The following is a 25,776-nucleotide window of genomic DNA, read 5'->3' on the forward strand; positions in this document are numbered from 1 at the left end:
GCATCATCCATAGCGCGCCGGTTCCTGCCCTCTTATCCCAGGTCAAAGCAGGTATGGCGCTGTTGTCGGGATGGCACTGACAGGAGCCTTCGTCATTCCCCAGCGGTCTTTCCCGGTTGATTCACCGCTGGAGCCCGCTGTGCAACCGGCTTGGAAGCATTGCACTCCTTCATTCTAACCAGCTTTGCGGGCCGCATCATCCTGTTTGATCTCAGGATCGCAATTCGAGCAGGCACGCTGCCCACAACGGACAGGCATCCATCAGCAGTTGCGATGATTGCTGCGACTGCCTTGGAACACGGCCGTCACACGCGATCTCGCTCATTTCGAACCGCCTGGGATGGTTTACGTCGACCCTTGGCAGTATACGTCACGTTCGCCTCGCTGACCGGACCTGAATGGAGGTCGCGCCTGCGCAACGCGTTTGGTGGATCTCCTAAAATGACGGCCAATGTATCCTTGAAAATCTACAGACTTCCCAGTGACCACTTGCAACTGCGGCAGGCCATTGATTCACATGGAAAGTTCCCGTCGCAATACTTCGAGCCATTCCATGGCAACCACACCATCATGAATTGTCGGGGCAGCAGTTGAGGTGCCGCCCAGCGCCGGAACCACATCGGCCAAGAGTGAATAGTAACCTTTCGGATCTTCATTTGCCGCCGCCGTGAAATTCGGCTTCCACGTCAGTGTATCGACATCGTCGGCCAGCGTCGCATTGGGATCATCCACCTTGAAGGGCGGATTGCGGTTCCACCGCACCTCGATCACGTCGTCCACCTCCAGACGCTGGTGATCGCTCATCAGTTCGATACGCTCCACCGGCGTACCGCGCGACTGGATCGTGCCCATGGCGATATTGCCGATGGCACCGCACTCAAACTCGAACCCCACATGAAAAAGCACCCTGCCCGGTGTCTTTTCGACCTTCCGGGCCGAAATGGTCCGTACCGGCGACACAAAGAACGACACCAGATCCATGTAGTGGACGCAGTGGTGAAGGAAGAAGCCGGTGTAGTCGACATTACCGGTGAAATATCCCGGTGCCGTCATGTAGTACCCCGTCAGGCCCAGCACCGGTCCAAAGCGCCCCGATTTGATAATATTATGGGCGATCTTATTGCCGACGGAATAGCGCTTCATGAAACCAACGAGCAGTGGTTTGCCTGATCGTTTCGATGCCGCGCGCAATTCGCGTGCGCCATCCGCCGTGCCTGAGGGCGGCTTTTCCATAAACACAGACAGGCCGCGATCGAGGGCTTTCTTGCCGAATTCTAGATGCTGGTCAGGACCAACCGCCATACCGATGGCATCAATACCAGGCATGCGGATCAGTTCGTCGCCATCGCTGGTCAAGCGCTTTACACCAAATTGGCGGCTTGCATCGGCAAGACGCCTAGCGTCGATATCGCAAAGCGCAACGATCTCGACATCGTGCCTTAGGAGTTGGGGCAGTAGCATTTGGGTCGCATGAATACCGCAACCGATCCAGCCGATTTTCAATGTCATCGCCGATATTCCGTCAGTAGGAGATGGGATTTGATAAAGGCTGCGCTCGCCGCCAGGCGCTCGCTTTCGTCCTCATGCGGGGCGCGCCACTGCGCGAAAGGAACGCCGAACCGGTCGTCATTGCGACGAAAAGGTTCGAGTGATATCGGGCCCTTATAGCCGACTTCGTGCAGCGCCCTGCAAACTGCGACCCAATTGGTTGAGCCGGTCCCTGGAAAGCCGCGATGGTTTTCATTGGCCTGAAAATGCACAAGATGTTCGCCGCCCAGTCGGATCGCCTCAGCGATCGAGGCCTCTTCCATATGCATGTGAAAGGTATCCAGCATCAGTTTGATTGCTGGATGATCGACTGCCTCAAGAAGTTCGATGGCCTGCTGGGTGGTGCAAAGGACGTCACTTTCGAAACGGTTGAGCGGCTCGACTGCTAGCAGGACACCTGCTTTTGCCGCGTGATCGCCAGCCTCCTTCAGCCCCGCAACACAGCGTTCCTTTCGCGCCAGCCGCTCTTCCTCTGACACTGGCAAAGGGGCCCGCCCGGCAAACACCAGCGGATTGCCGGTCAACGGCCCGCCGACGACCGTAGCACCAAGGGCTGCTGCGCAATCGGCTGTATAGCGCAGATAATCTATCCCGGCGCGATGGGTGCTTGTGTCATCTGACGAGAGGTTGCGCTGAAGATTAACACGCGCTGCAAGCACGACGCCAAGTCCTGCATCGTCCAGGGCACGTCGCGCTTCGGCCAGTTCGATTTCACCGGGCTCGGGCACGAGCAATTCGACAAAGTCGAAGCCCAGATCGCGCATTTTCTTGAACAGGGGGAAATGCTCGGCGGTAAATGGCCTTGCATATTGCATGGAGATCAATCCGATGGGATTCATCATAAGTCCTCTTTGTAAAGCATGGGTCATCCCTTCACTGCGCCTTGGGTAAGGCCCCCGATGAGACGGCGTTGGACGAGAAGGAAAAGAAGGGTGGCAGGCAGTGCACCGACGACACCGCCCGCGGCAAGCAGTCCCCACTCGATCTGATATTCGCCGATGAGGGTCTGGATTGCTACTGTAACGGGACGAACATTGCGGCCTCCAAGCGTCAGGGCATAGAGGTATTCATTCCACGCGGTGATGAAGATATAGATGCCGGTTGAAATGATGCCCGGCATTGCCAGGGGCAGGACGATGCGCTGCAAGGCCTGAAGCCGCGAACACCCATCTATCATCGCCGCCTCATCGAGGCTGCGCGGTATGGCACCAACGTAACTGGTGAGCATCCACACGGCGAAGGGAATGGCCACGGTCGAATTGGCAAGGATCAAGCCGATATGCGTATCGAGGATGCCGATCTTGCGAAACAGCACGAAGAGCGGCAGGATCAGAAGCACGATCGGAAACATATTGACCAGCAGGAACTGCAGCATGACCACTTTGCGCCCTGGAAACCGGAAACGCGACAGTGCATAGGCAGCTGTGACGGACACCACGAGACCGAGGATGACCGTCCCAGCGGCAATGATAAGGCTATGGAGCATATTAGCGAGGAACGACGTCTGTTTCAGCAACCGGACGTAATTATCCATACTCCATCCCGCCGGTGACAATGACACCCCCGTTGCTGACAATTGCGCGGTTGGCGTCAGGGAGGTCAGGATCATCCAGGCGAAGGGCCCAATGGCAAGCAGGATGATCAGGACAACAGGAATATCGGTCGTCAAAATGCGCCGCATCGTTGAGGGCTTGTTCATCGTTCCACCTCGCGCAAGGTGCGAACGATATAGACCGCAACAATCGCCGCGAGCAGAATTGTGAAGGTGACGGCGATGGCGGTACCATAACCGAAATCGAGATTCTGCCGTGCCCTGATAAATGCATAGAGCGGCAGGGTATGCGTTGCATAGCCCGGACCGCCGCCGGTCATAACGAAAATCACATCCATCGAATTGGCGACCCAGATGATGCGCAGCAAACCCGCTGTCGCCAGAACCGGCGCGATGCCTGGCAGCGTTATGTGGACGAACTGGCGCCAGGTGCTTGCCCCGTCGATCGACGCGGCCTCGTATTGGCTCTGTGGAATGCCCTGCAGGCCGGCGAGGATCATTACCGCAAAGAACGGGAAGCCCTGCCAGGTCAGTGTTGCAATCACCGCATACAGTGCGAGTTGTGGATCAGCAAGCCACGGAACGGTCGTATGGATGATCGACAGGTAAAGCAAAATATCATTCAGCACCCCAGTCGTTGGATCGTAGATCCAGCGCCACATGAGCGCGATGACGACGCTTGGCAGTGCCCAGGGGATGATGACCAGGGCGCGGGCCAGGCCGCGCCATGGGAATTCGCGATTGAGCAGCAGCGCGGCGATGAGACCGAGCCCCATTTGCAGCGGCACAGTTAAGCCGATCCAGATGGCGGTGTGGCCGAGTGAAGTCCAGAACACCGGGTCGCGCAGAAGCTTGATGTAGTTACCAAAGCCGACAAAGCGAGTGGCGTTGGGTTTCCACAAGACCAGGTCATAGAAGCTGGTAACAAGCGCCTGAAGCATCGGAAAGAACACAATGAACAATGTCACAAGCACCGCAGGTGCCAGCAACGCATAGGGCATCAGCCTGCTGCGCAGCGGGCGAACCTGCGCAAGGTCGTGTGGTACGGGTGGTGCGAGCGTAGACATGAACTGACTTTCCGGCGGTCATCGAAAGGGGGTGTGGACCTGCTCGCGCTATTGCGCGAACAGGCTTTCGAGTTGCTCCATCATCTGCTGCGAGGTTATCTGGCCGGTCAGCGCCTGCTGCATCGAGGTCTGCCAGGCAGTGTTGACGAACTCCGCAGTTGCGGTGCTTTGCGGCAGCACGTGGGCGAAAGGCAGCGACTGAACCGTTGCGTCGACAAAGCGGCGTTCATGCAGCGTCCAATGTTCAGCTCCACTCTTTGTCACGGTCATCTGGCCAGTTGCCTTGTTGAAGGCCACGTTGTTCTCGCCTTCAGCCAGGAAGGAAATCCACTTCCAAGCAGCGTCCTTCACCTGGGACGAAGAGAAAATCGCCAGGGACTCGTCGCCATAGGAGGTCCATTGGTTGCCAGCACATTTGGGGGCGGGAACCGCGGACACCTTGTCACCGAGCGCTTTGACCAAATCATTGGACGAGCCGATATGATGAATGGTCATGGCCGTCTTGCCGGCCTTGAATGCTGCGACAATTTCCTGGAAACCGTCATTGGGGGCCGATGGCGGGATGACCTTGTCTTTCTGGAACAGATCGATCAACCACTGGTTAGCCGCCACAGCCTTGGCGTTGGTCAGGCCCCCTGGCTTCAGTTCAGCGCCTTGCGAAAAGACGAATGTCCCCCACTGGTCCCATCCACCCTTGCCGCCGCGCAAGCCAAAGCCATATGTATCGGGTGCTTTGGTCAGTTTTTGGGCTGCTGTGCGGAATTCTTCGCATGTCGTTGGTGGATTGAGGCCCGCCTGCTTGAAAAGATCGGCGCGATAATAAAGATAAAGGACCACATACTGGATCGGCAGATAATATTGCTGTCCATCCGGACCCTTGTTCAACTCCAGAAGATTGTCGAGAAGATCGGCCTTGCCGGGCCAGGCATTGATACGTTCGCCAATTGGCTCGAGCGCACCCATTTCTGTCAGTCGAGGCTGGGCAAAAAGCTTGACCATCCCAGCGTCCGGCGCGTTGCCGCCGACCAGCGACGTGTAGAGATTGTCATAGTAACTGTTCCACGGAACATTTTCCGCCTCGATCTTGATGTCAGGGTTCTTCGCTTCAAATTTGGCCACGAGATCCGACATCGGATTTTCCGGATTGTCGAAATGGTACCAGAAGCGGACCGTTTCAGCCGCGTTGGCGGTGCTTACAGCAAGGCCGGCTGCGAACGCACAGATGCTCAGTTTCTTGAGAATGCTCATTGTTTCCTCCACCTTGGTTATGGTTCATTAACTGCCGCGGATCATTCCTCGAACAGCCTCACCGGCCGCAGCAAGCGCCTCCCGCGCGGCGGCCAGTTCATTCGTGTTTTGCATGAATCCATGTGTTACTCCCGGCACCACGGTGACGGGATCATGGCGACCGACAGTCTTCAGCCGTTCAGCAAAGAGAAGCGTGTCGGATAATAGCGGATCGATGCCAGCCGCAACGAAATAGAGCCGCGGCAATGCGCGCAGCACAGTGTCACCGGCCCGAAGCGGCGCGGCGAAGGGATCGCGGCGCGCATGTTCATCCGGGCAATACCAGTTCCAGTATCGTTGCATCTTGCCGCGCGTCAGACCCGGCCCCTCGGCAAATCGTCCATATGATTGCGTATTGAAATCGGCATCAAAAGTGCCGTAGAAAAGCAGCATGCCTGACGGCAAACGGTACCCGGCCCTCTCTTCATGCATGACGGCTGCAAGCGCGAGATTGGCACCGGCCGAATCCCCTGAAACGATAAGCGGTCCGGCAGATACCCCCGCTTCTGAAGTTGCGGTGAATGCGCCACGCAGGCAAGCGACAACATCGTACAAGCCTGCTGGAAACGGATGTTCCGGTGCAAGACGATAGTCGGGAACAAGTACGGGCAGTCTGGTTTCATTGGCAAGAACGCGCGCACATCGTTCATGCGTCTCAGGACTGCAAAACGCGAAACCTCCGCCGTGAACGAACAGCACAGCACCGGCGCCCGCCCCATACGGTACAAGCACGCGCATGCGACATGCGGAAGAGCCGATTCTTGCGTCAGCGGCAACAAGAACGTCTTCTGTTTGCGCCATAGGCGGCAGGTTTACATTATTGCGCTCGTTTATGCGCTCCGATTGCGCCCTTCCCTCTTGCGGCGGAAGCAATGTGGGATCGGGCTGCGGTCCCAACTCCTGTTCAACGCGGAGCAACAGTGCGCGCATTTCCGCTGAAAGTTCATTGGAAAAACCAGCGGGATTCATTGATCAGCGTCCGGAAACACGGTCGGTCCGAAGTCAACGATCGTCGCGATATGGTGATGCAAGGTCTGCGTTGCGGCGGAAACATCGCCCTGTTCGATGGCTTCAATTATGACCCGATGCCGCAGTGCTGTCGCCATGAGATCACGCGAACCGATACTTCTGGATATCTTGAAGCGATGATTATGAACGAGGCATCGGTGCAGGATCGGATCCAGCGCTGGAAGATCGGCGTCGCGAAAAATTCGCCGATGGAAATCCCGATCGAATGCCGCGAGTTGCAGTTCATCATCGCCCTTTGCCGCCTCGACCATATCGCTTGCAAGCGCGCGCAGATCGGAAACCAGCGTACGGCTCTTGTAGCGGAGAGCCCGGACAATACCATTGCATTCGATCTGCTGCCGCACGCGGAACATCTCGACCGCTTCATCAACGGTGCAAGCTGACACTTGTGTGCCGCGGTGACCCTGACGTCGAACCAGTCCTTCTTCTTGTAGTAGCAGCAATGCTTCGCGAACTTTGCCTTGGCTACACTGGAACCGGGCTGCGAGATCAAGCTCCGTCAACAGCTCTCCGGCACGCAACTCGCCAAGCATGATGTCGCGCTTCAGCGAGTCGAACGCCACGGACGCTTTGGCGGCAACCGCATTGCGTGGCGGGCGGTCTGGCCGGGGAGCGATGGAGTCGGGCACTGCAGGCTCTCCTATGTGGGCTGAATGCGTTCAATTATCATTATTGATATTGATATCGATAATGAAAGTCAATAAGGTATCGGTGGAGGAACAATTTATGACAGCAATCAGCCTGAAGCAGATCAAAAAGCTCTACGGGACGGTTCCCGTAATCCACGGCGTCGATATTGACATTGCGAGCGGTGAGTTTCTCGTTCTTGTCGGACCGTCCGGGTGCGGGAAGTCCACTTTGCTACGCATGATCGCCGGACTGGAGGAGATCAGCGCCGGAGAATTGAAAATTGGCGACAAGGTGGTCAACGCCCTGCCGCCATCGGACCGAGACATAGCCATGGTCTTTCAGGACTACGCGCTCTACCCGCATATGAGCGTTGAAGAGAATATGGCATTCGGACTGAAGATGCGCAGTGAGTCCTTGAGCGAGATTGACCGGCGCGTAACGGGCGCTGCCGATGTACTCAAACTTCAGGATTACCTCGAGCGGCGCCCCGGACAGCTGTCGGGCGGCCAGCGTCAGCGCGTAGCCATGGGCCGCGCCATTGTCCGCCGCCCGAAGGCCTTCCTGTTTGATGAGCCTTTGTCCAATCTCGATGCTGCACTCCGCGTCGAGATGCGCCTGGAAATTGCCAAGCTGCATCGCCGTATGAAGGCAACAACTGTTTACGTCACGCACGATCAAGTGGAAGCGATGACACTGGCCGATCGGATCGTCGTCATGAATGCGGGTGAAGTGGAACAGATCGGGCACCCGCTCGACCTTTACGGCAAACCGGCAAGTCTGTTTGTTGCACGTTTCATCGGTAGCCCGACGATGAATACCTTCCCAGTGAGCGTTGTTGAATCCGCTGGCAATAACATCATTGTGGAGTTGCCGGCCGGCAGAACGACGATCAAGAGTCAAAACGGGTTGTCCGAAGCAGCAAGGACAATAACCTTCGGCATTCGTCCGGAAGACTTGACGGTCTGTGACGCTGGCCAGGCATGGTTCAGCGGTGAAATGGTGGTCGTCGAAAGGCTTGGAAGCCAGACCTTTGGTTACCTCGACGCCGGCACAGAAAAACTGATCACAGTTGAGTTCCCGCGAACAGCAGAGGTTCAGGTCGGCGATCGGATATCGGTCAAAGGCGATAGTTCCAACGTTCATCTTTTTGATAGTGAAAAAGGACAACGGATCAATTTTATCAAGCGACGCATAGTTAGGTCGGATTTACCCCAAAGAGTGCCTCAGACGGCGAAACAGTGCGGCGCAGGTTAAATTCGCATAGAGCGCAGCCTGTTGTGACTGACCCGAGCGGGAGTGCGTGTTACCGATCCCTTGCGCAGGTGGATCCCCCCTCTGACAGTATTAGGAAATGAATATGGAACTATGAATGAAGTCGTTTAGGGATACTTGTTGTTTTGAAACTGTGCGCTCGGAAGCCAAGCTGTCGACCCGTCCGGAGGCACCGACATTCGGCAGCCCTTCGGAAGCGCCTTTCTCGCCAACGGATGTTCGTACGATCAACGCTGGAACCGAAACGGATGTTCATACGATCAACGTTGGAACAGGAGATGACAGTTGTGGGGGACCCAGCGACGCGGAAAGATCCGCGAAGGTCTCCAGCACCGATCCATTAGTGTTCCTTGTCTTTCGGCGGATTGGGATCGTTTCCGCCACCGATTGTATCTTTGCTGCGAATTTGGCCGTCTAATCCTTTGACGGAAAGCTCGCCTCCTCCCGCGTTATCCAGCTTTTGTTTGGCGGATTTTATTGCCTCCTTTTGCGTGTCAAACAGGAAACCACGCTCCGCATCGTCTCGTTTGTCCACCCATTTCTTGTCTTCACGACGATAGACCGTTCGGCTGTTCCTTTTGCCCATTTCGCAAACTCCCTTGTCTAAGACGGTTACACTGTTCTCGTAGATCAATTGCTATTCCGGACGCGCTTGCGACGACGAACTGCTAGATGTTTAGGATAAACTATCGCCAACCTACAGAAAGTTTACAATGTTATATGGAAGACAGTAATAATAAGTCGCTTGTAAAGCCGGGGGGACGCGATGACGGGGACGTTGCTGCTCATACTCAAATATATTGTGGCGGGCTTGTCATTTGGGGTCGCTTTCGCAGGAGCATGGTTCTTTGAGTATACGACCACCGACAAAGATACCGGCCGACGCAAGCTCACACACTGGGGAAAACGCGCGATTGTTTTTACTGTGCTTGCGGCGATGATCGCTGGTCTTTCATCCATCGTGTCAGACCTGAGGGCGATGCGGTCAGCGGACGAAGCCCAACAAAAGTTGGCGCAATCGGAGGCTGCAACTGCAACAGAGCGAGCTAACGCTGAGCAGGAGCGAGTTGAAGCCGCCAAATTCAGGAATGAGGTGCTACCATCAATAAGGGTTCTTTCGGCTAATCTTAAATACTTGCCCCCCCGAATCCAGGATGAAGCAAATAAAGCGTTGCAGCGTCTTAGCGGGGTTGCAGCCATCCGGAGAGACTACCCGGAGCTATACAGTCAGATGGTAAACGCGCGCTCGGTTGACGACGTCAGAAAAGCGTCGAATGAAGCGTACGTCCTAAGAACAGAGGACCGGCTTTCAAAAACGCCGGCATGCCAGGCTTTTTTTACAAGAACTATCGACCCATTCTCATTGACTGCGCGGGAAACGTTTCCCGAAAGCCGTAGCATTGAGATAACTCTTGGCCCGGATGGGGTTAAATGGGATGTTGGAGATAATCGCGCGGAAGCTGGTTCGGTCGGTCTGAGCCGGGGCTATGTCTATCATTTCGATGATGGTTCCAATCTCGGAATGCAGTGTGAAGGTACGCCGCTTTTTTCGAGTTGCGCCAATAACACAGCGTCGGGTCCCGAAGCGGTTTTCACATTCCGCGAGCTTCAAAATAAAACGATTGCGTCAATCGCGTACGACAACAAGACAATTGATTTTCCACCAGACATTGCCCAAAGGCTGCAACAGAAATTCGCATGCGTTGTACCCTAGATGGTCGGTTACTGGTTTCGCGGGGTTGGCGTCTCCGCAGAACGAAAAGCATTCTCGCGCCAGCGCAAGATCGCACTCTTCTTCATGCGGCTGCCGTGCTCAACGAGGGACATGCGGCCAGCGCTCATCAGCTGACTCACCGGTCATTGTTGATGCGGTCGAGTTGAAGCTGCTGGATAATTGCGCGATTTTGTTCAAGGTTTTCCTGGGGAATTCCGCCGAAAGACGGCTGTTGGACGACAGGTCTCCTTCTTGATGGCCTCTGGGCAACGCCGGGACCCGCAGCAGGGAAGTTGGTGACGACAACAGGCATTGGGCCAGCTGGCGGAGCCAATCGCGAGAATGCGAAATCGACAGTTTGCGTGAACTTGCTGCCGCCGCCGATGCTCGCTGCACCAGAAACTCGGCCGTCGTCAGCTTCCGACGTGACCCCGATTGACGCTTCGGTGGCAACCTCAATAGAATAGCCGAACGAATTGGCGGCTTTTGATGCGTTGGCAATTTTCTCTACCCAATCACCCACACGAAATTTTGCCCTGAAGTTTTGATCGTTTCGGGTAACTCGTTCGGGGCAAGCCACATTCTCGGCCAGCTTCAGACTGTACTCGGCTTTGGCGTTTCGGGTGGCAACGCGCGAGATCTCGCCTGCGCCACCGAAAACGAGCCGGTCAATATTTGCTGGGATAACCCATTTCAGGACATCGACGCCAGCTGCAGCCGTATCTTTCACATTGTTTGTGACCGTGTAGGTCACCGTCCAAACCTGAAAATCCATCGAATTTTTTGGCTGGATTCGGTTGAAAGCAAACCTCAGTTCGCACTCTATCTCAGCAGACAGTTTGGAAATCGCATACGGGTCATTGATGACCCCGCCATTTATCGATGTGCACCCCGATTGAAGCAAAAGCGCTGCCGACAGAAAAACCCGAATTTTCATTTGACGTCCCCCCAATTACCGAAAATAACTGAGCGGTCGTCTGTCCACAATATTGGAGATCTTCTTTTAATTGCTTGTCGCCCCGTCAAAGTCGGAACCGCGAAGCAATAGTTCTCCCCGCGTGATCATTTCGCAATGGTCTATAAGCACTCGGGTCGCCGCTGTGGAGTAACCTTCCACTCCGACTAGCATCGTTGAAAATCGTGCTCATGATCTTGGCCACGGTTTCGTGCTCATGAACTTGGCCACGTTTTATTGAAACAAGGCTGTGCAGCATCGCGAAGATAATGCTCACCCGGAAAAGCCCCTGCGCTGATCTCGCACTAGCACTCACAACTGACAACAACTATAAGGCTCACATTTGCAGCCGTGTGCCTGATTCTTGGGGGAAGAACTGGTGTCGATCATCGAAACTCTGATGTCTGTCCCCGATGCCGTTGACGGGGGAAGGGTTGCCATCGAGAGACTCGACTATCAGACCGCGTGGGGGCTATCGAGAGCAATCGTTCTTCATACTGACGGCAAAGCCTATGCCGTAGGTTTCGAATTTCATGATGATATTGTCGAACTCGATGACGCCGACAATCCGACCAAAGCCTCTTTCTACCAAATAAAGACGGACAAGACCAAAAACTGGTCGTTGAACCGTATCGCGGCCAGAAAGAAGGAAAAGGGAGTGCTTCAACCTTCCTTCGCCTGGCGGATGTTCGACAACGCCAACCGTTTTGGCGGTGCTGTCCATCGGCTTGTGTTCGTCAGCAATATGCCCTGCCCTTCACTCGGGTCTGATTACAAAGACTTCGCATTCTCATCCGCACCGGAACTGGACGTCGAAAAATTTATTAAGGCAATGCAGACCGAAGACGGGTCCTTTAAAAGGGAGCACGTCGCGCTCTTCCACTTCTCCTATTCGCCTTTCAATCTAGGTAGTTTCGATAAAGCGCTATTGGGCGAAGTTGCCGACTTCATTCAAAGCGAGACCGGTCTTGAGCATGTGAATCCTAAGGCATTTGCTTTGATGCTGGTCGACCAATGCAACAAGCGTTCAAAGAAACTCTCTGATCTCAGTAGTTTCGACGCGTTGAAGTCCTCGAAGTTCGTCACGCGCGCCGACATGGACAAGTGGCTGGGCGAGTTGAAAGCCAAAAATGAGAACCGGGTGCATTGGACAGAAGTAGCAGCCTGGTTTTCAAACATTCACGAAGCCCAAGCCATTAAGGCGCACTTCATCCAATATGAGAACGAGCGCAGGAGCCGACTGGGGGTCGCATCGCTGAAGTTTCAGGCCGAGGTGAAAAAACTTGTTGCCCCTCATATGGAGACCGGTCAGACTCTGACTGAAATGCTGAACGCCGCCCTTCCTGAAGTCAGAAATATCTCGCACCAATGGTCTGTCGAAGCGTCTGTGAATGACGACTACCTGCGCGCCATTATGCTCTACGAGTACTGCCATGTCGGATAGCGAACACTTCAAAATCCTCGTCCGGAACCTGAGAAAACGACAGAATGAAAAACTTGCGCTTCGAGAAGTTAGAACTCCTGTCAGTGGTGGAGAAGCGCGCACGGACGATCGAGTTCCACCCGCGCCTGACGGTGATCAAGGGCGAAAATGACGTCGGCAAATCTTCGGTTATCAAGAGTCTATATTGGGCCTTTGGTGCGGGATCGAAGATCCACCCCACTTGGAAGGACGCGAAAGTAAAGGCGCTTGTCACTTTTACGGTTGACGGTCATCATCATTTCATTCTGAGAGACGGCTCGCGGATTGCTCTGTTCGACGCCGCTGGCGAGTTGATGATTTCCACAACGAGCATTACCTCGGAGCTCGCGCCCGCCATCGGCAGGCTATTCGATTTCAAATTGATTCTGACTGATAACAATGGCGTTGCCGGAACACCGCCACCCGCTTTCGCCTTCCTTCCTTTCTATGTTGATCAGGACAACGGTTGGGGTCAGGCTCTTGAGTCATTTGACAATCTCCAGCAGTACCCAAAGTTTCGAAAGAATGTCATCGAGTTTCATTCCGGTATCCGGCCCAACGAGTTCTATGAGCTCATGGCGGAGAAGCGCCAGGTCTCCCAAGTCAGGGACGAACTTGGCCGTGACCGAAAGGCTATTGAAAACGCGATCCACAAGCTCGGTTTGGAGGCCACATTTACCGGACTAGAGCTAAGCATGGCGGACCACGAGGCATCTATCGATCAGCTACTCGTGCGCCTGCGCGACCTTCGAAACGTTCGGCAAAAGCGTGCCATGGAACTGGCAGCACTTCTGCATGAACGAGAGATCGTCCGGGAGCAGATGGAGATCGCCAAGGCGGCGGCCAAGGAATTCGATCTGGATTTCAGGTGGCTGGCGCAAGTGGGCGATGATGGAATCCTTTGTCCAACATGCGGAACAACTCATCGGAATGACTTCGCCAACAGGTTTTCGATTGTTGATGATAGCGAAGCATGTGCAGAATTCGTCCGAGACTGCATTGATCGTTTGAGGGCTATCGCTGACCAAGTGGCGGCGATCGAGGCCGCTATGCGTCAAAATGACAGGACATCAGACGAAATCTCCAGGATCCTTGCCGAAAAGAGAGGCGACGTTACGCTTGAAGAAGTGATCGAGTCTAAGGGCCGAACCAGTGCCCGAGCTTTGCTCAATTCGCAGCTTGATGAGATTTCCAAAGAGTTGGCCGCGTACGCCGGACAAATTGCCGCCATAGACGATAAACTGAAGGCATTTGAGAAAGGCACCAGAGATCGCAGGAAGCTTGTCGAGAAATATTATGCGCGTGAGATGTTGGCTTTCCTCAACAAGCTCGATGTCCGGAACATCGAGCACGCATCCGTGACCAAGATCGACAGGAAGATCCATGATACCGGCAGTGATCAACCTCGAGCTGTACTAGCTTACTATCTCGCGCTGATGAGGACTATCTTCGAATTCTCCAAATCGCTTACCGCGCCGATGGTAATCGACAGTCCCAACCAACAGGATCAGGATGCCAGCAATGTGGCTGCGATGATTGACCTGATCTTCTCATCACGCCCGGACAACGGCCAGACCATCCTTGGTACAGTTTCCCTTCACGACCAGAATGTCAGCGATGGCAAGGTGATTGTGTTTGAGGACAAAAACGCCGTGCTGGTTGCCTCAGAGTACGAAGAAGTATCGAACAGGTTTCGTCCGTTTTTTGACAAGATGGTTTTAGGGGTTGGACCAAACGACCTGCAAACGCGGACGGATCCGGCAAAGCTGAATTGACTATGTTGATTTGCACTGAGAAGTGAACCTGCATTGGAGTGAACCCCTCGGACTGGGATTCCCCGGCCCCGCAAGGATGGATTCACCCACCCTTTCGAAGTGGGCGACGCCCCCGAGGTATTCAAGCTCCGGTGCCGACTTTAGTGCCTTCTGGAGAAGCGACCGTTCCTCGGCAAGGACATGGAATGCCGCCATGGCGTGCTGACTGCGCATGTCGAAGACGTCAAAATACCACTCGTCATCCGACTCTGGCAGGTAGCCGGGTTGCACGAAGAAGCCCTTGAGCTGTGCGATCGCCGGTCCTTTGGCAAGGACTACAATGTAGAATTCCGCCCACAAGTCGATTTCACTTTCTGTAGTAAATTACACCCATTTTTCATTTTGGGTGCAATTTACTACAGCGCCCTCGGAGGTAGGGGGCAGCCTCCATTTGTGGTCGAGGATTATGCTGAGCCGCCGCTGCGGGTCCGCTTGAGTGATTACAGCTAGGATATTAGCTGATTTTCGATTAGTCATGCTCAATCGCCTCGTATATTAGCTGTTCGCCGACTTGATATTGCTTGGTAGGCTTTCGGCGAGAGATGATGATTTCAAGCCACCGACCAACCTGATTCCGGCATATTAATTTATCAAACCTTTACAAGTCTTGACGTAACCGTCTACGCAGCGTCTCTCACCACTCGTTCATGTCATCAATTGGAAATCAGGAGGTGTCGGTGGCTCTTGTAGCGTTGCACATCGATCTAAACACAGCGCGCATCGTAATCCGTCGTCCCAATGGCAATGATGAGCTGACAATTAATGCGAACCCAGATTTCATCTATTGGGTGCGAATTAATGGCGGTATCCTTCAGGGAAGAAATGCCGACGGTTTAGCGAAAGTTTTGGGCGAACTTGGAGAAATTGACCGCAAACGCCTACGCCGAATTGCCGATGAGATCTCGGCAATTGATCAGCTCTCTTTCGACGATAAGGAGATCGAAGCAAGGTTCTTCGACGATCCACCTGTCTATGCTGTGAGGGACATAGGAGAAACCAGTCCAGAGGATTTCATAGATCTGGATCAATTAGCCAATCGGCTTGTCGCAGGATGGCGCTCCTGACGTCTTGCGGTGCGTTTTTGGCATTCTCCAGGTGTTGAGCTGGAAATTGTTTGGGGTTGCGCGCAATCAACGCCGCAACTGATTTGTCCGCCAAGTCGAGTGCGCTCCCCTCCCCATAGCGTCTTTCAAATTGTTGCGCTCGTTCCAAGGATTGTCGCAGATCGCGAAAGCGAGACCGAAGTTCATTCTCCGGGCAGGAGTCAAATTCAGTTTTAGATTTTTGAATCCAATACCGCCACGCTGGCACATTGCCCATTCTTTGCGCTCCCTCGACAAGTCGTAGCAACCCCCGAAGCGATTCTACTTGCCGTGTCGTCAATTCGTTGGTGGGCTTACTTTCATCGGCCGCAATTAGATCTTTTTCCCGTTTCACGAGGCGCTCTCCTACATGTCATCTGGCTCGTCCACGTTTCAAGAACAGGGCGACTCCCAAGCATGCTGCTGTCCTGCTGCCGGCGCAATGTCTTCGTATAGACACCTGACCATCGCGTGCGACACCGCAAGTAGACGACGTAGACCAAGCTTACAAATGGGACGGCACATGCGGCAGTCCCATTTTTCCGCATCCACTGTTCCACTCTGGAGGTTTTTATGGCTGTTCAGTCCAGCTTTTTTTCGCATAACTTTCCGAGCGATTCCACGGATTCCGTTTTGACGGCCCCGCGACTGGAGCCGCTGCCAATCCCAACGAATGGTCCAGATGGAGATGCATGGATTGGCCGGGACGCCTACTACAGAACGGGTGATCCTATCAACAAACCTTAATCGAGCGGCCTACTTTGAGCCGGGTCATGACCTATATCCTTCATACCTTGTGTCAGACCTTCAAGGATGCTGGTTCGCAGATGCATATCATCTATCAATTTTATCCCGCGCTCGATGAATCCTCTCCATGTATCGTTTCGGTTCCAGGCGGCTTCATACGCTTCAGCAAGATCCATCTGGCGCCGCACGCTTAACATTGCCTGCATGATGACAAGTGCACGTGTTCGGAAATATTCCCTCTCAGAACTGCCTTGGTTCCCGCCCGCCCGGGCTGACATCATCAGCTCGTGGACGGCGTAACGCTCTGGCCTCGGAACCGTGACTACAATGCCGGATTTGTACAACATGACAGCCGCCGCCGGATCTTCAACAAGGTATGCCGTCATCAGAGTTGCGGCCGCCAGTTCAATGCTGAAGCCACTGTTATTTACGAAAAGAACATTGCCCTGCCGCTTGCCGGCCCGATCCTCACGAGCAAAGCTCCGGTCGAAAGTTTTCAAGACCTCCTCGACAGTGACAGCGTCCCCGGCCGCATGACTGATCATGCTGATGCCAGCACGGTTATTCTCCCAAGGCACTTTAGGCAGCTCTACGCCCAGGAACGCCGCGAAACACTCGTAAGCGTTCTGTTCGATCAGGACGCAACCCCTTCTGAAAATTCCAGCCTCGGCCAAGCCTCGAATAATCTTGCCCGCTAGCGGGTTGGGGGCAGGCAACTTAGCATCCCGCGTCAGCATCCGCACAATTTTACGGCGCGCGCTTGCGTCAGTCTTCAGCTCTCTAAATTGGGTCACCAACTGGCGTACTGTTTCGTCGCTATCAGGGCCGACGTATTTCCGGACGCTGCCGCCGCGCGCACCGCGCATGTCAAAATACCAGTAGCGTCTACCCTTTACTGTGACGGGCACAAACCTTCCCTCGGTGTCGAACTTGCAGTCAGGCAACTCAGCAATCCGTTGGCCGAGTTCGGCCAACATGATCCGGAAAACGAAGTCGATAGAGTTCATTGGTTCACCAGACTGAAAAGCGAGACTGCATATTATATCAAACTTTGCGTTTTAAGTATAACTGTTTATCTTTCAAATCATTAACGCAATTTCTTTCAGTTCGCCTTAACAGTTGCCCCAATGGCATGCCGTAACCGGAGAGCTGCAACTCGTCTACGATTTCACCGGTCGTCGCTCCCCTATGAGATATTGCAACGCAATTGCCGGAAACTCTCCGGTGACAGAGGCGATCGACTCCCTACTTAAGTGTCACAATGTGAGGCATCGCTTATTGGATCGAAAAAATATGTCTCTGCCAAGTTCGTCGACGCGATTGAAGCGGGCATCGAATTGCACATTTTCGACCATCTCAGGATTTGAGCCGCACTTCCGCTAGGCGCACCTCCCCCCATTGTTCCACGATTTCGACTGCGAAGCCGTACCCATGCAACTGCTCCGTACCCTCCGCATCCGTGAGCGCGAGCAGCAGCGGGTGGACGTCCAGCAGGTCGGACGCCGACGGCCCGAGATCTGTGGCGCGAGACGGTAAAATCGAGGTGTCCAGAGCAGCGAGATCATCCAAATCAAAGGTATCCACCACCTCGACATCCACGAGAGTGACCGTGGCCACCCCCGCCATTCGCGCGAGCTCCCTCACAAGTTGCAGCAAGACTGGCTTTAGCGCGGGGCGCATAGAGCCTGACACGTCCACCAGAAGCAGCGCCTGCCCCGTACTGGACCGCAGTCTACGTCGAACCGGATCGCCGACTGTCGCTCGAACAAGCTCCGCCAGATGTCCTCGGGCGTCACTGTCGCGCGATGTAAGGTGACCGATAGTCTCACACCGCGCCTTAAGGCCGTTGTCAAATCGGCCAGTGAAGACATCGCCCACCGGTCCATGGTTCACGAGCACCACCTTGGCCGTCATATGAGCGCGCGCATAATCCTGAAGCACGTCACCGAAGGACCGGTTTTTAGCGCGCTTGTAGTGCTTTACCTCGACGACCAACTGGCACTGCTCATTGGGGGCGTCGCCCGACCAAATCCCATAGTCGGGCTGCACGCCGCTCGTGCGACCGGCACCGATCGGGTCTTTGAGCTGCGAGCGACGCTCCGATATCAGGCGTCGCTCAGGGCGCGATGTCAGCACCCGCGCTACCACCGTTTCCTTGAATGCGAAAACGATGCGTCCGTTCTCATGATGCAGTTCCACTTCATGGTCAGGCAGTGCAGCAACAATTTCGGTGGCTATCCATACTGCGTACAATTCATGTCGGCGCTGCCATACTGGCAGAGACAATATCCGCTCAAGCTGGGTGGCATCCGCATTGTAATCCACGATCCGCCGCGGGCCCGCGAACTCCGCCTGCAAAGCTCGATCCACCACGTCACGCGCCGTCGGGGGTAATCGTAAAGCGTGAAGCAGCAGTTTGAGAATTGACCTGGTCCAAAAATCAGTCTCAGCCTGACTGACGCTAGCCGGATGAAATGGGTCGTGCTGCGGCATTTGCCAGCCGCGGCGAGCCTTAGACTGCATCATCGTTTCTCGGTCAACATAGATTTTGCGCAAAATGTTCACGCGAACAGCCAGTATCCGGCGCACATCTTCGAAACCTGGCGAAAAACTGAAACTACTTAGGATTTCTGGAAGATCAGGGAACTCACCGCGTCTGTACGCCTTCAGCCATGAAGCGATTTCCGGATTGCTTGCATCCGAGAAGAGGTCCACATCATCGGCAGCTTGAGCCGCTGTAAGGACTTTCCAAAGTCCTCCAAGATGCGCGTCCTGGAGATCCGGCACATCCAGCGTGCCGGGCACTTCTGAGACAGCAGAGATGAACTGTTCGAAATCCTCAAGCCCCAAGTGTTCTTCATCGATCCTGATTGACCAATTTTGTCGCCCTTCAGTCGCCCCCGCCGTCTTGAAGAACTCAAGCGTCGCACGGAACATTTCCACGAATGGCGTGACCGCTTTAAACAGTGCTTGAACAAGATCGTCAGTGGTCGCTCTCGGGAGGGCATCCTCAAGCCGCAGTGCCAGAGGCTGGCCGATATGCGCCAAAATTTCTGCCTCCAGATCGTCGTCGCGGTCCGCCAGGTCAAGCCCGCCGACAGCTTTGAAGGCGTTCCAGGCCTCAAAAGCATTTCGATATACTTCAGTAGCCATGGCTAATTTCTCCCCATCACCTTAAACGGACCTTGGGCGTTTAGGCCGCCGTAATCCCGTTCGATATAGCATGGCGACCGATGCATCGGATTCCCCCTGTTTCCACTGCGAGTCGTGTGGATACAGTGATTTTGGCTTGGTTAAAAGGTGAATCAGAATAGTATATCAGCAGTTCTCGGAAACTGATTCGAGACGAAACCGCCAGGGAGGAGTTGATGGCAAAGCTTAGGGAAGAGATTCGCGATGAAATTGACTGCTCAGCATGCTGTAGAGTTTACATTTCCTGAAGAGTACACGAGCCACGCAACGTATCGCGAGGCACCCTATCACCTGGTTGAAGATTTTAAGGTTCACGTCAAAGAGACCAATACGCCTGAAACGTTTCCTGGATTGTTTTGGGGTCGTCTGAACACCAGCGAACCTTTCGAAATACTCCACCAGTTTGCTGTGGATCGGAAGCGGCGGCCAGCGGGAGACTACACCCCCTGCCCCATGTGCAAACACAAAGAGAAATTTCTCGAAGGAATGCTTGTTTTCGTTTTTGCGCGACAGTGCATTGCGATCATCGGCCACGACTGCGCCTCTGCAGAAACCAGACATGTGGCGCTATCCAAGAAGAAGATGGACGATGCGCGCCGGCATCAGGAAAACTTCCTGATGTCCAAACTGCATCTCGTGCCGGTGACGTTGCGTTTATTGGAAGGTCTGAAGCCGATCGCGACGGAGATCGATGGCATTTACAACATGTTCAAGCGTGGGGCACCGCGTATCCAAAAGGCGCTCCGTCAAGCCCAGAAAGGTGGAGGAAGACTTGTTCTGACCGAACTCGTAGACAACCAAGCTGCTTCGTACGACGACAGAGCTCCTAGGAAGGTTGCCCGGGAATACCACTTCGGCAACCTGAGAGGTGAAACGCTTGTCCGGACGAACGTGAGATTTCTGACGGATCTGAATATCGTCGAGCAGTTGCTCCTGCCGTTTGCAGATTGCGAGAACGAAGAACAGGCGCTTGAGATGACGGTTTATATCATGGAGCGCGGCGAAGGCCTGAAGGCGGTTGAATGCATCGGCTCGGCTGGCAAGAAGCTGGCCAAGCTGCGTTGGGAGATGGCACGTTGCTGCTCGTTCTTTGCCGACAACAACATCGAAGATATACGGGAGTGGGCGCGACACGGCCTCCAGCCGCTAGCTTTCGACGTCACCCGGCAAAGCAGGGGAGATGGCATCGCCGTTATCTTCTCCCGCTCATCCGGCAACGATGAGCAGCGGGAATACGCCAGGCTGTTTCTGCCCAACAGAGTTGCGGAATGGGCTGAGAAGAACGGCGATCTGCCTGATCTTGAAATGCTGGTCGCGGCAGGCTAGGGCCTGCCAGTCCGGAATCTCTGACTTTTCGTCTTCGTTCGTTTCACCAATTCGATAATCATGTCGAAGTGTGGTTTGTTGCTATGAGAGGACGGAATGGAATCAGAACGGCCTTGCGTGTCAACGCAGTGTGCCAGGCGAGTAGTAGTGGCACGCCAACGAGTTCGGCAACGATAGCCGCATTCAGCGCGCGCCCCGGCAAGCCGAATTGCAACGCCGCTGCGCCGCGTGCCAGACCACTCAAAAACAGGATGCCGAGAAGGCCGCGAAACCAGCCTGCATTCACCCGAAGATCCTCGCTTGTGCGCCAGCTCGTTCTGGCCGGGATCGGGCTAGGCCGTCTCGCGGCCTTCCATGTCGCCGAGGACATCGCGGCCGGAAGGCTGGTGCAGGTCCTTACAGATCACGAGGCGGATGATCCGGAGGAAGTCCATGCGGTCTTTGTCGACAAGCGGCATATGGCGGGCCGGCTGCGGGCCTTCATCGACTTTCTCGTCGAGAAGGTCACACCCGCACTTTGCAGGCGCTATTAGATTTGCCACAGACATGGCCGATACACACTCGTATCCTTATAGCGTTAAGTGACAAAATATCGGACTATCTGTACGCTGTAAAGATTCGTACTTATAATCTGAAGAGTTGATGGAATTCTGAATGCACTACATCCGTTACCACCATGGAGATTTACCGGCTGCCTTAATCCGAGCGACCGATGAAATACTCGCCGAACGTGGTTTGGAAAAATTCACGTTGCGCGAAGCTGCCAGGCGTGCCGGCGTTTCACCTGCAGCGCCAGCTCATCATTTCGGCAGCTCAGCCGGGCTGCTGACAGAGGTTGCGATTCTGGGATTTGATGAATTGACCCGGCACATCAGCATCGATCCCTCGGCAGGCGGACCGACTGATCGGTTGAAGATGCAGGGGGCAGGATATGTTCGCTTCGCATTGGCATTTCCCGGCCGCTTCCACCTGATGTTCCGCCACGACCTGCTCCTCCCGGACGACAAGCGATTGGAACTCGCTGGTGAGCGGGCATGGAGCGCGCTAGCTGAGACTGTAAGAGCACTGCGCTCAGTGCCGGATGATCACCCGTTTGACGCGGAGTTACGTGCCACGCTTCTGGCAGCTTGGTCGACGGTTCACGGCTTTGCACATCTCGCGCTCGACGGGAAATTTTCCCGCCTCTATCCCGATACTTCAAGCGATCATCTGCTGTCGCAGCTTCTGCCCGAGGTCCTCGGTGCCATCTGGCCACAACGTTAGAACGCTGGACATCGAAGCTCAAGATCGATCTCACATAACCAATTAGGCATCCTTCTTCAGCCGTTCTTCAGCGCCTGGGTCCGAGTATGCTCCGCTCAGGCTGTTTTAAATGTTGCAGACGTTGTGATCCGCTGCAGATCGCCAGCGCGTTCTAAGCGACTTTGCTTGTGGCGTCCGGTCTATTATTTAATTGATGACATCAACATTGTCATACGGTCAGTCGCCTCGATTGCTGGTGCTATCAACTCTGTTAGTGAGCCGCCCTGCAGGTTGGTTTCATCATCCTGCTGTAGAATTCGGCCGCATTCATCACAGTCTGCATCTGCGCTTCGCGGATTGGATTTTGTCGGTCACAACCAAACAGCGTTGAGCGCCTGCTCTAACTGATTTGACGCGATCGATTGGGGCCGCGCCGTAGCAAGCCGGGAGGGAGATCGCCGTGAAATCCGATAGACGGCGGCGGGCGGCAAATTCAAGAATGTGCGCCCAGTTCGTGTCGCCTTCAGGCCGAGCCGATCAAGTAACGGGCGTGGCACCGGACACCGCGGCCCGTATGTGAATTGGTAGAAGGCTGCATCGGCCCGCATGTGCTGAAAGGCCCCGGCCAAAATCGCCAGTATTTTCCGTGGTGGCATGGAGAGGAGCGGTAGTCCGCTAACAACAGCTCCCACTGGTAAACCGTCAAAAAGCGCTACCCGGCCGAGCCGTGCAGCATCCATCTGGAGAATCCGAGCAGATGGAAATCTGTCGTTCAACAGCTTGGCAAAGCCACTGCCGTACTCGACAAGCGTAAGGTTCTTCTCTTCGACACCCCGAGCCAGAAGCGCTCTCGTAAAAACCCCGGTCCCCGGCCCGAGTTCCAGGACTGGACCTGTCCGTGGCGAAATCTCCATGGTGATGAGATTTGCAAGCATACGGCTTGATGGTGCGACTGCGGCCACCTGTAGTGGATTTGAGGCCCACGCTCTGAGAAAGGAAAGGCTGTCAACGGCGCTCATCCGACTTGCTCCGACAACGTGCCTAAGTCTGGGCGCACGTTTGTCAGTTCCTCGGAAAGTCGCCAAAGCCGACCAGCGTCCGCTATGTCCTGTGCGGCCCCAATTGGTTGAACGAGTGTCGGATAGCCCTTCATCTCGTTCCGCCCGTCAGGTCCGATGAATTGGCCGCTTTCGACACCCGGTTCCGTTGCAGCATAGAGTTGGTTTAGTACCCCCATTTCTGCGCTCTGAGCGATGAACCGGTTGCCTATGCGCATGAAAACGTTGAGAAACCCGGTCGGCCCACTCAGCTGCAGGTTAGTGGCGGCGTAGCCGGGATGCGCAAGGAGGCTGCGAACTGGATTTCCGACCGCGCGAAGACGCCTGTCAAGTTCGAGCCCAAATAGGGTGTTAGCGAACTTTGATTGAGCATAGAAAGAAATCCGTCCGTACTTCTTTGCCCCGTCCAAGTCTTCGTAGTGAATTCTTCCACGCTTGTGCAAATCTGAACTCAACGTAACCACGCGGGGATCGTTGCCCTTCTGCAGCCGCTCGATCAGCAGTGCCGTGAGGGCGAAATGAGCGAGGTGATTGACGCCAAACTGCATTTCGAACCCCTGCCGCGTCAACGACCTCGGCGGCATCATCACACCAGCATTGTTGACCAGAACATCGACAGGCGTCCCATCATCGATAATCTGTTGTGCAAAGCTCTTCACTGCTGCTAGATCGGCGAGGTCCAGAAGGCGCAGTTCGACTTTCGCGTCTGGAACAAGCGAGCGAATCCGCTGGATCGCCTGGATTCCCTTGGTCTGGTTTCGAGCCGTCATCAGAACGTGAGCGCCGCGGCGGGCCACCTCCAAGCTGGTCAGGTAGCCAAGCCCACTATTCGCACCGGTCACCAAGAACGTCCGGCCAGTCTGATCCGCGATATCTCTTGTGGTCCAGAATGCCATTCCAAACTCCTTCCATGCGAGAGGCGTTACTCTATCCGAATTTAACAGTGTTAAGTTGGTTCATGCCATATAAATTGAACACTGTAAAGATTGACGATCATAGGGGTGACTGCGCAGATCACTTGTCACCATCACAATGGGAACCAGCTTAATTCCCGCCTGAAATCACCCGAGGAGGAGATGCCATGAGTTCAAGACCAGCGATCGAATCACAACCTCTTGCCGACGTTTTCATTTAGCGAGCCGTCGATTGCGTTCACTGCCGCCTATAAAGAATACTTCGTGCCGATCATGACGAGCCCCGAAAGCATCCTGTGTCGAATAATCACCGAAAACGTGGACCCGATTGCTAGCCTTGTGAACGTCGTACAAATACGCCGTGGACCTGCTCCTCGTTTCCAGCGAAACGATATTTCCAGAATTTCGGCGATTGGTTTCTCGCCAAGCCTGCGCGGTCAAGGCTTGGGCCGCCGCTATTGAAGGCGCAAGACAGCGTGGTGTCAGTCGAATACTGTTGGAGCTATTACCGTCAATGAGTCCGTCGTGGCGCTTTATCGGGCATCGCTCGAGCTCACCGGTTACAAATTTTACCGCCACCATCCTAAAACAGAGGGATACGTCCAGAACGACCGAAATGATCGCACGCGTCTCAGATACGAATTTGCCTTGGCAGCTGCAACCAGCATCGTTTGCGGCTTTAGGTGAACCGGCCAAGATCTTCACATTTCGAGGTGATCCGGCGGACGCAGCATAAGCGCTTGCGCACCGGGCAACCGGCATATGGCGTGCCGCAAACGCTGCGTTGCACGGTCATGAAGACCAGGGGACCTGAGCTACAGTCTGACAAGAAGCTTACCGAAATTCTTTCCTTGAAGCATACCGATAAAGGCCTCTGGAGCTTGCTCCAGACCATCGACGATATCTTCCTTGTATTTGATGACCCCTTGGGTGAGCCAATCGGCCATCTCGTTATAGAATACGGGCCTTTGATCAGCAAAATCGCGTTGGATAAAGCCACGCACAGTCAGGCTTTTGGAAAGCACGCTCGCCATGACAAGAGGCAAACGGTCCGGTCCGTCGAATGGGCCGCTATCGTTATATTGGGAAATCAGGCCACACACAGGTATCCGCGCGAATTTGTTCAGAAGCGGAAAGACGCCATCCCACACCTTGCCCCCGACGTTCTCGAAATAAACATCGACGCCATTCGGGCAGGCTTCCCGCAGTCGTGCATCAAAATCGGGCGACGTGTGATCGATCACGGAGTCAAAGCCGAAAGTGTTTTTTGCGAATTCGCACTTTCTTTGTCCCCCGGCAATCCCGACCGCCCGAGCGCCCTTGATCCGGGCAATCTGACCGACAACGGAGCCGACCGGGCCACTGGCAGCGGCGACGACGACGGTTTCACCGGTTGCAGGCTGTCCGATATTGAGAAGGCCAGAGTATGCCGCGAACCCTGGCATGCCGAATACACCAAGTGCGGTGGTCACCGGTACAAGATCCGGGTCGAGTTTCCGCAGTCCTGCCCCGTGTTCGGCCGCGTATGTTTGCCAGCCTGAATGGGAAAGGACGATCTCCCCAATCCGGTAGTCGGGGTTCTTGGTCGCCACGACCTCTGCAACCGTTCCGCCCTCCATCACACCGCCGATTTCCACGGGCGTTGCGTAGGACTTGGCTGCACTCATGCGCCCGCGCATGTAAGGATCCAAAGAAAGGTACCGGATTTTCAGCAGCACCTGACCTTCTTCAAGTGATGGAATCGCCGTCCGCTCAATCCGGAAATTGTCCAACGCGGGCAAGCTGACGGGCCTTGATGCCAGCACGATCCGACGATTACTGTCTTCGGTCATCGTAGGTCCTCTCTTACAGTACACATCCGATGGGTCGCTGAAAATGAGCGGTT

25 protein-coding genes are annotated in these 25,776 nt (G+C 54.8%); 8 read left to right on the forward strand and 17 right to left on the reverse strand.

Features of this window, described 5'->3' with window-relative positions; genetic code table 11:
- Positions 1 to 513: 513 nt before the first annotated feature.
- Genes CU103_RS08990 through CU103_RS09020 form a run of 7 tightly spaced genes read right to left on the reverse strand, consistent with a single transcriptional unit; the run spans position 514 to position 7,112 of the window.
- Positions 514 to 1,509, reverse strand: a complete 996-nt coding sequence (locus CU103_RS08990; RefSeq protein WP_106663566.1) for a Gfo/Idh/MocA family protein — start codon at positions 1,507 to 1,509, stop codon at positions 514 to 516.
- Positions 1,506 to 2,387, reverse strand: a complete 882-nt coding sequence (locus CU103_RS08995; protein ID WP_106663919.1) for a sugar phosphate isomerase/epimerase family protein — start codon at positions 2,385 to 2,387, stop codon at positions 1,506 to 1,508. The genes CU103_RS08990 and CU103_RS08995 overlap by 4 nt, the downstream gene beginning before the upstream one ends.
- Before the next feature lie 26 nt (positions 2,388 to 2,413).
- On the reverse strand, positions 2,414 to 3,247 hold the full coding sequence (locus CU103_RS09000) for a carbohydrate ABC transporter permease (RefSeq protein WP_106663567.1): 834 nt from the start codon (positions 3,245 to 3,247) through the stop codon (positions 2,414 to 2,416).
- Complete coding sequence (locus tag CU103_RS09005; protein WP_106663568.1) at positions 3,244 to 4,167, reverse strand: carbohydrate ABC transporter permease; 924 nt, start codon at positions 4,165 to 4,167, stop codon at positions 3,244 to 3,246. The genes CU103_RS09000 and CU103_RS09005 overlap by 4 nt, the downstream gene beginning before the upstream one ends.
- Before the next feature lie 48 nt (positions 4,168 to 4,215).
- A complete protein-coding gene (locus CU103_RS09010; protein WP_106663569.1) occupies positions 4,216 to 5,415 on the reverse strand; it encodes an ABC transporter substrate-binding protein in 1,200 nt (399 codons plus the stop codon).
- 27 nt (positions 5,416 to 5,442) lie between these two features.
- Positions 5,443 to 6,423 (reverse strand): alpha/beta hydrolase, encoded by a 981-nt coding sequence (locus tag CU103_RS09015; protein ID WP_106663570.1) that lies wholly within the window; start codon positions 6,421 to 6,423, stop codon positions 5,443 to 5,445.
- On the reverse strand, positions 6,420 to 7,112 hold the full coding sequence (locus CU103_RS09020; protein ID WP_245448682.1) for a GntR family transcriptional regulator: 693 nt from the start codon (positions 7,110 to 7,112) through the stop codon (positions 6,420 to 6,422). The genes CU103_RS09015 and CU103_RS09020 overlap by 4 nt, the downstream gene beginning before the upstream one ends.
- A gap of 97 nt (positions 7,113 to 7,209) precedes the next feature.
- On the opposite strand from CU103_RS09020, the gene CU103_RS09025 reads away from it, so the two are divergent.
- Entirely contained in the window at positions 7,210 to 8,367 is a 1,158-nt protein-coding gene (locus CU103_RS09025) for an ABC transporter ATP-binding protein (RefSeq protein ID WP_106663921.1), read from the forward strand.
- Between the two features lie 358 nt (positions 8,368 to 8,725).
- Here CU103_RS09025 and CU103_RS09030 read toward each other — a convergent pair whose 3' ends face one another.
- The gene (locus tag CU103_RS09030; RefSeq protein WP_106663571.1) at positions 8,726 to 8,971 is read right to left on the reverse strand and encodes a DUF2188 domain-containing protein; all 246 of its coding nucleotides are present in this window, start codon (positions 8,969 to 8,971) and stop codon (positions 8,726 to 8,728) included.
- A gap of 180 nt (positions 8,972 to 9,151) precedes the next feature.
- Between CU103_RS09030 and CU103_RS09035 the strand changes: the two genes are divergently transcribed.
- On the forward strand, positions 9,152 to 10,099 hold the full coding sequence (locus tag CU103_RS09035; RefSeq protein ID WP_106663572.1) for a hypothetical protein: 948 nt from the start codon (positions 9,152 to 9,154) through the stop codon (positions 10,097 to 10,099).
- Positions 10,100 to 10,235: 136 nt separating this feature from the next.
- Here CU103_RS09035 and CU103_RS09040 read toward each other — a convergent pair whose 3' ends face one another.
- The gene (locus tag CU103_RS09040; protein ID WP_106663573.1) at positions 10,236 to 11,036 is read right to left on the reverse strand and encodes a hypothetical protein; all 801 of its coding nucleotides are present in this window, start codon (positions 11,034 to 11,036) and stop codon (positions 10,236 to 10,238) included.
- A 397-nt stretch (positions 11,037 to 11,433) separates the two neighbouring features.
- Between CU103_RS09040 and CU103_RS09045 the strand changes: the two genes are divergently transcribed.
- Together CU103_RS09045 and CU103_RS09050 are read left to right on the forward strand one after the other, a co-directional pair.
- Positions 11,434 to 12,498: a dsDNA nuclease domain-containing protein gene (locus CU103_RS09045; RefSeq protein WP_106663574.1), complete on the forward strand. Its 1,065-nt coding sequence runs from the start codon at positions 11,434 to 11,436 to the stop codon at positions 12,496 to 12,498.
- Positions 12,499 to 12,542: 44 nt separating this feature from the next.
- Positions 12,543 to 14,291, forward strand: a complete 1,749-nt coding sequence (locus CU103_RS09050; protein WP_106663575.1) for an ATP-binding protein — start codon at positions 12,543 to 12,545, stop codon at positions 14,289 to 14,291.
- On the opposite strand, the gene CU103_RS09055 is transcribed toward CU103_RS09050, so the two are convergent.
- On the reverse strand, positions 14,292 to 14,630 hold the full coding sequence (locus CU103_RS09055; RefSeq protein ID WP_106663576.1) for a hypothetical protein: 339 nt from the start codon (positions 14,628 to 14,630) through the stop codon (positions 14,292 to 14,294).
- Between the two features lie 377 nt (positions 14,631 to 15,007).
- Between CU103_RS09055 and CU103_RS09060 the strand changes: the two genes are divergently transcribed.
- Complete coding sequence (locus CU103_RS09060; RefSeq protein ID WP_146147767.1) at positions 15,008 to 15,394, forward strand: hypothetical protein; 387 nt, start codon at positions 15,008 to 15,010, stop codon at positions 15,392 to 15,394.
- Here the strand turns inward: CU103_RS09060 and CU103_RS31050 are convergent.
- The 3 genes from CU103_RS31050 to CU103_RS09070 form a co-directional block, all read right to left on the reverse strand.
- Positions 15,342 to 15,767, reverse strand: coding sequence for a hypothetical protein (locus CU103_RS31050; RefSeq protein WP_146147768.1), 426 nt, complete (start codon positions 15,765 to 15,767; stop codon positions 15,342 to 15,344). The two genes, CU103_RS09060 and CU103_RS31050, sit on opposite strands and share 53 nt — an antisense overlap.
- 388 nt (positions 15,768 to 16,155) lie before the next feature.
- A complete protein-coding gene (locus CU103_RS09065) occupies positions 16,156 to 17,166 on the reverse strand; it encodes a GSU2403 family nucleotidyltransferase fold protein (RefSeq protein WP_106663578.1) in 1,011 nt (336 codons plus the stop codon).
- Positions 17,167 to 17,515: 349 nt separating this feature from the next.
- Positions 17,516 to 19,207 carry a hypothetical protein gene (locus CU103_RS09070; RefSeq protein ID WP_146147769.1) on the reverse strand — a complete coding sequence of 564 codons (1,692 nt, stop codon included), beginning with the start codon at positions 19,205 to 19,207 and terminating at the stop codon, positions 17,516 to 17,518.
- 348 nt (positions 19,208 to 19,555) lie between these two features.
- Here CU103_RS09070 and CU103_RS09075 point away from each other — a divergent pair, with 348 nt between their 5' ends.
- Positions 19,556 to 20,677 (forward strand): hypothetical protein, encoded by a 1,122-nt coding sequence (locus tag CU103_RS09075; protein ID WP_106663580.1) that lies wholly within the window; start codon positions 19,556 to 19,558, stop codon positions 20,675 to 20,677.
- A gap of 58 nt (positions 20,678 to 20,735) precedes the next feature.
- Here CU103_RS09075 and CU103_RS31740 read toward each other — a convergent pair whose 3' ends face one another.
- Complete coding sequence (locus CU103_RS31740; protein WP_210203734.1) at positions 20,736 to 20,963, reverse strand: hypothetical protein; 228 nt, start codon at positions 20,961 to 20,963, stop codon at positions 20,736 to 20,738.
- A 16-nt stretch (positions 20,964 to 20,979) separates the two neighbouring features.
- Between CU103_RS31740 and CU103_RS31745 the strand changes: the two genes are divergently transcribed.
- Both CU103_RS31745 and CU103_RS09085 read left to right on the forward strand, forming a co-directional pair.
- Entirely contained in the window at positions 20,980 to 21,210 is a 231-nt protein-coding gene (locus CU103_RS31745; protein WP_210203735.1) for a LysR substrate-binding domain-containing protein, read from the forward strand.
- A 121-nt stretch (positions 21,211 to 21,331) separates the two neighbouring features.
- Positions 21,332 to 21,940 carry a TetR/AcrR family transcriptional regulator gene (locus tag CU103_RS09085; protein ID WP_106663582.1) on the forward strand — a complete coding sequence of 203 codons (609 nt, stop codon included), beginning with the start codon at positions 21,332 to 21,334 and terminating at the stop codon, positions 21,938 to 21,940.
- 350 nt (positions 21,941 to 22,290) lie between these two features.
- Here CU103_RS09085 and CU103_RS09090 read toward each other — a convergent pair whose 3' ends face one another.
- The 3 genes from CU103_RS09090 to CU103_RS09100 form a co-directional block, all read right to left on the reverse strand.
- The gene (locus CU103_RS09090) at positions 22,291 to 22,938 is read right to left on the reverse strand and encodes a class I SAM-dependent methyltransferase (protein WP_106663583.1); all 648 of its coding nucleotides are present in this window, start codon (positions 22,936 to 22,938) and stop codon (positions 22,291 to 22,293) included.
- Positions 22,935 to 23,873: an oxidoreductase gene (locus tag CU103_RS09095; protein ID WP_106663584.1), complete on the reverse strand. Its 939-nt coding sequence runs from the start codon at positions 23,871 to 23,873 to the stop codon at positions 22,935 to 22,937. The genes CU103_RS09090 and CU103_RS09095 overlap by 4 nt, the downstream gene beginning before the upstream one ends.
- Positions 23,874 to 24,706: 833 nt before the next feature.
- Positions 24,707 to 25,723 carry an NADP-dependent oxidoreductase gene (locus CU103_RS09100; protein ID WP_106663585.1) on the reverse strand — a complete coding sequence of 339 codons (1,017 nt, stop codon included), beginning with the start codon at positions 25,721 to 25,723 and terminating at the stop codon, positions 24,707 to 24,709.
- Positions 25,724 to 25,776 lie beyond the last annotated feature (53 nt).

Source organism: Phyllobacterium sophorae (genome assembly GCF_003010965.1).
GTDB lineage: Bacteria > Pseudomonadota > Alphaproteobacteria > Rhizobiales > Rhizobiaceae > Phyllobacterium > Phyllobacterium sophorae.

What these genes read in the sequence shown, in the direction of transcription:
- CU103_RS08990 (WP_106663566.1), bottom strand. Translation starts at nt 1,509, where the DNA reads ATGACATTGAAAATCGGCTGGATCGGTTGCGGTATTCATGCGACCCAA.
- CU103_RS08995 (WP_106663919.1), bottom strand. Translation starts at nt 2,387, where the DNA reads ATGAATCCCATCGGATTGATCTCCATGCAATATGCAAGGCCATTTACC.
- CU103_RS09000 (WP_106663567.1), bottom strand. Translation starts at nt 3,247, where the DNA reads ATGAACAAGCCCTCAACGATGCGGCGCATTTTGACGACCGATATTCCT.
- CU103_RS09005 (WP_106663568.1), bottom strand. Translation starts at nt 4,167, where the DNA reads ATGTCTACGCTCGCACCACCCGTACCACACGACCTTGCGCAGGTTCGC.
- CU103_RS09010 (WP_106663569.1), bottom strand. Translation starts at nt 5,415, where the DNA reads ATGAGCATTCTCAAGAAACTGAGCATCTGTGCGTTCGCAGCCGGCCTT.
- CU103_RS09015 (WP_106663570.1), bottom strand. Translation starts at nt 6,423, where the DNA reads ATGAATCCCGCTGGTTTTTCCAATGAACTTTCAGCGGAAATGCGCGCA.
- CU103_RS09025 (WP_106663921.1), top strand. Translation starts at nt 7,210, where the DNA reads ATGACAGCAATCAGCCTGAAGCAGATCAAAAAGCTCTACGGGACGGTT.
- CU103_RS09030 (WP_106663571.1), bottom strand. Translation starts at nt 8,971, where the DNA reads ATGGGCAAAAGGAACAGCCGAACGGTCTATCGTCGTGAAGACAAGAAA.
- CU103_RS09035 (WP_106663572.1), top strand. Translation starts at nt 9,152, where the DNA reads ATGACGGGGACGTTGCTGCTCATACTCAAATATATTGTGGCGGGCTTG.
- CU103_RS09040 (WP_106663573.1), bottom strand. Translation starts at nt 11,036, where the DNA reads ATGAAAATTCGGGTTTTTCTGTCGGCAGCGCTTTTGCTTCAATCGGGG.
- CU103_RS09050 (WP_106663575.1), top strand. Translation starts at nt 12,543, where the DNA reads ATGAAAAACTTGCGCTTCGAGAAGTTAGAACTCCTGTCAGTGGTGGAG.
- CU103_RS09065 (WP_106663578.1), bottom strand. Translation starts at nt 17,166, where the DNA reads ATGAACTCTATCGACTTCGTTTTCCGGATCATGTTGGCCGAACTCGGC.
- CU103_RS09075 (WP_106663580.1), top strand. Translation starts at nt 19,556, where the DNA reads ATGAAATTGACTGCTCAGCATGCTGTAGAGTTTACATTTCCTGAAGAG.
- CU103_RS09085 (WP_106663582.1), top strand. Translation starts at nt 21,332, where the DNA reads ATGCACTACATCCGTTACCACCATGGAGATTTACCGGCTGCCTTAATC.
- CU103_RS09090 (WP_106663583.1), bottom strand. Translation starts at nt 22,938, where the DNA reads ATGAGCGCCGTTGACAGCCTTTCCTTTCTCAGAGCGTGGGCCTCAAAT.
- CU103_RS09095 (WP_106663584.1), bottom strand. Translation starts at nt 23,873, where the DNA reads ATGGCATTCTGGACCACAAGAGATATCGCGGATCAGACTGGCCGGACG.
- CU103_RS09100 (WP_106663585.1), bottom strand. Translation starts at nt 25,723, where the DNA reads ATGACCGAAGACAGTAATCGTCGGATCGTGCTGGCATCAAGGCCCGTC.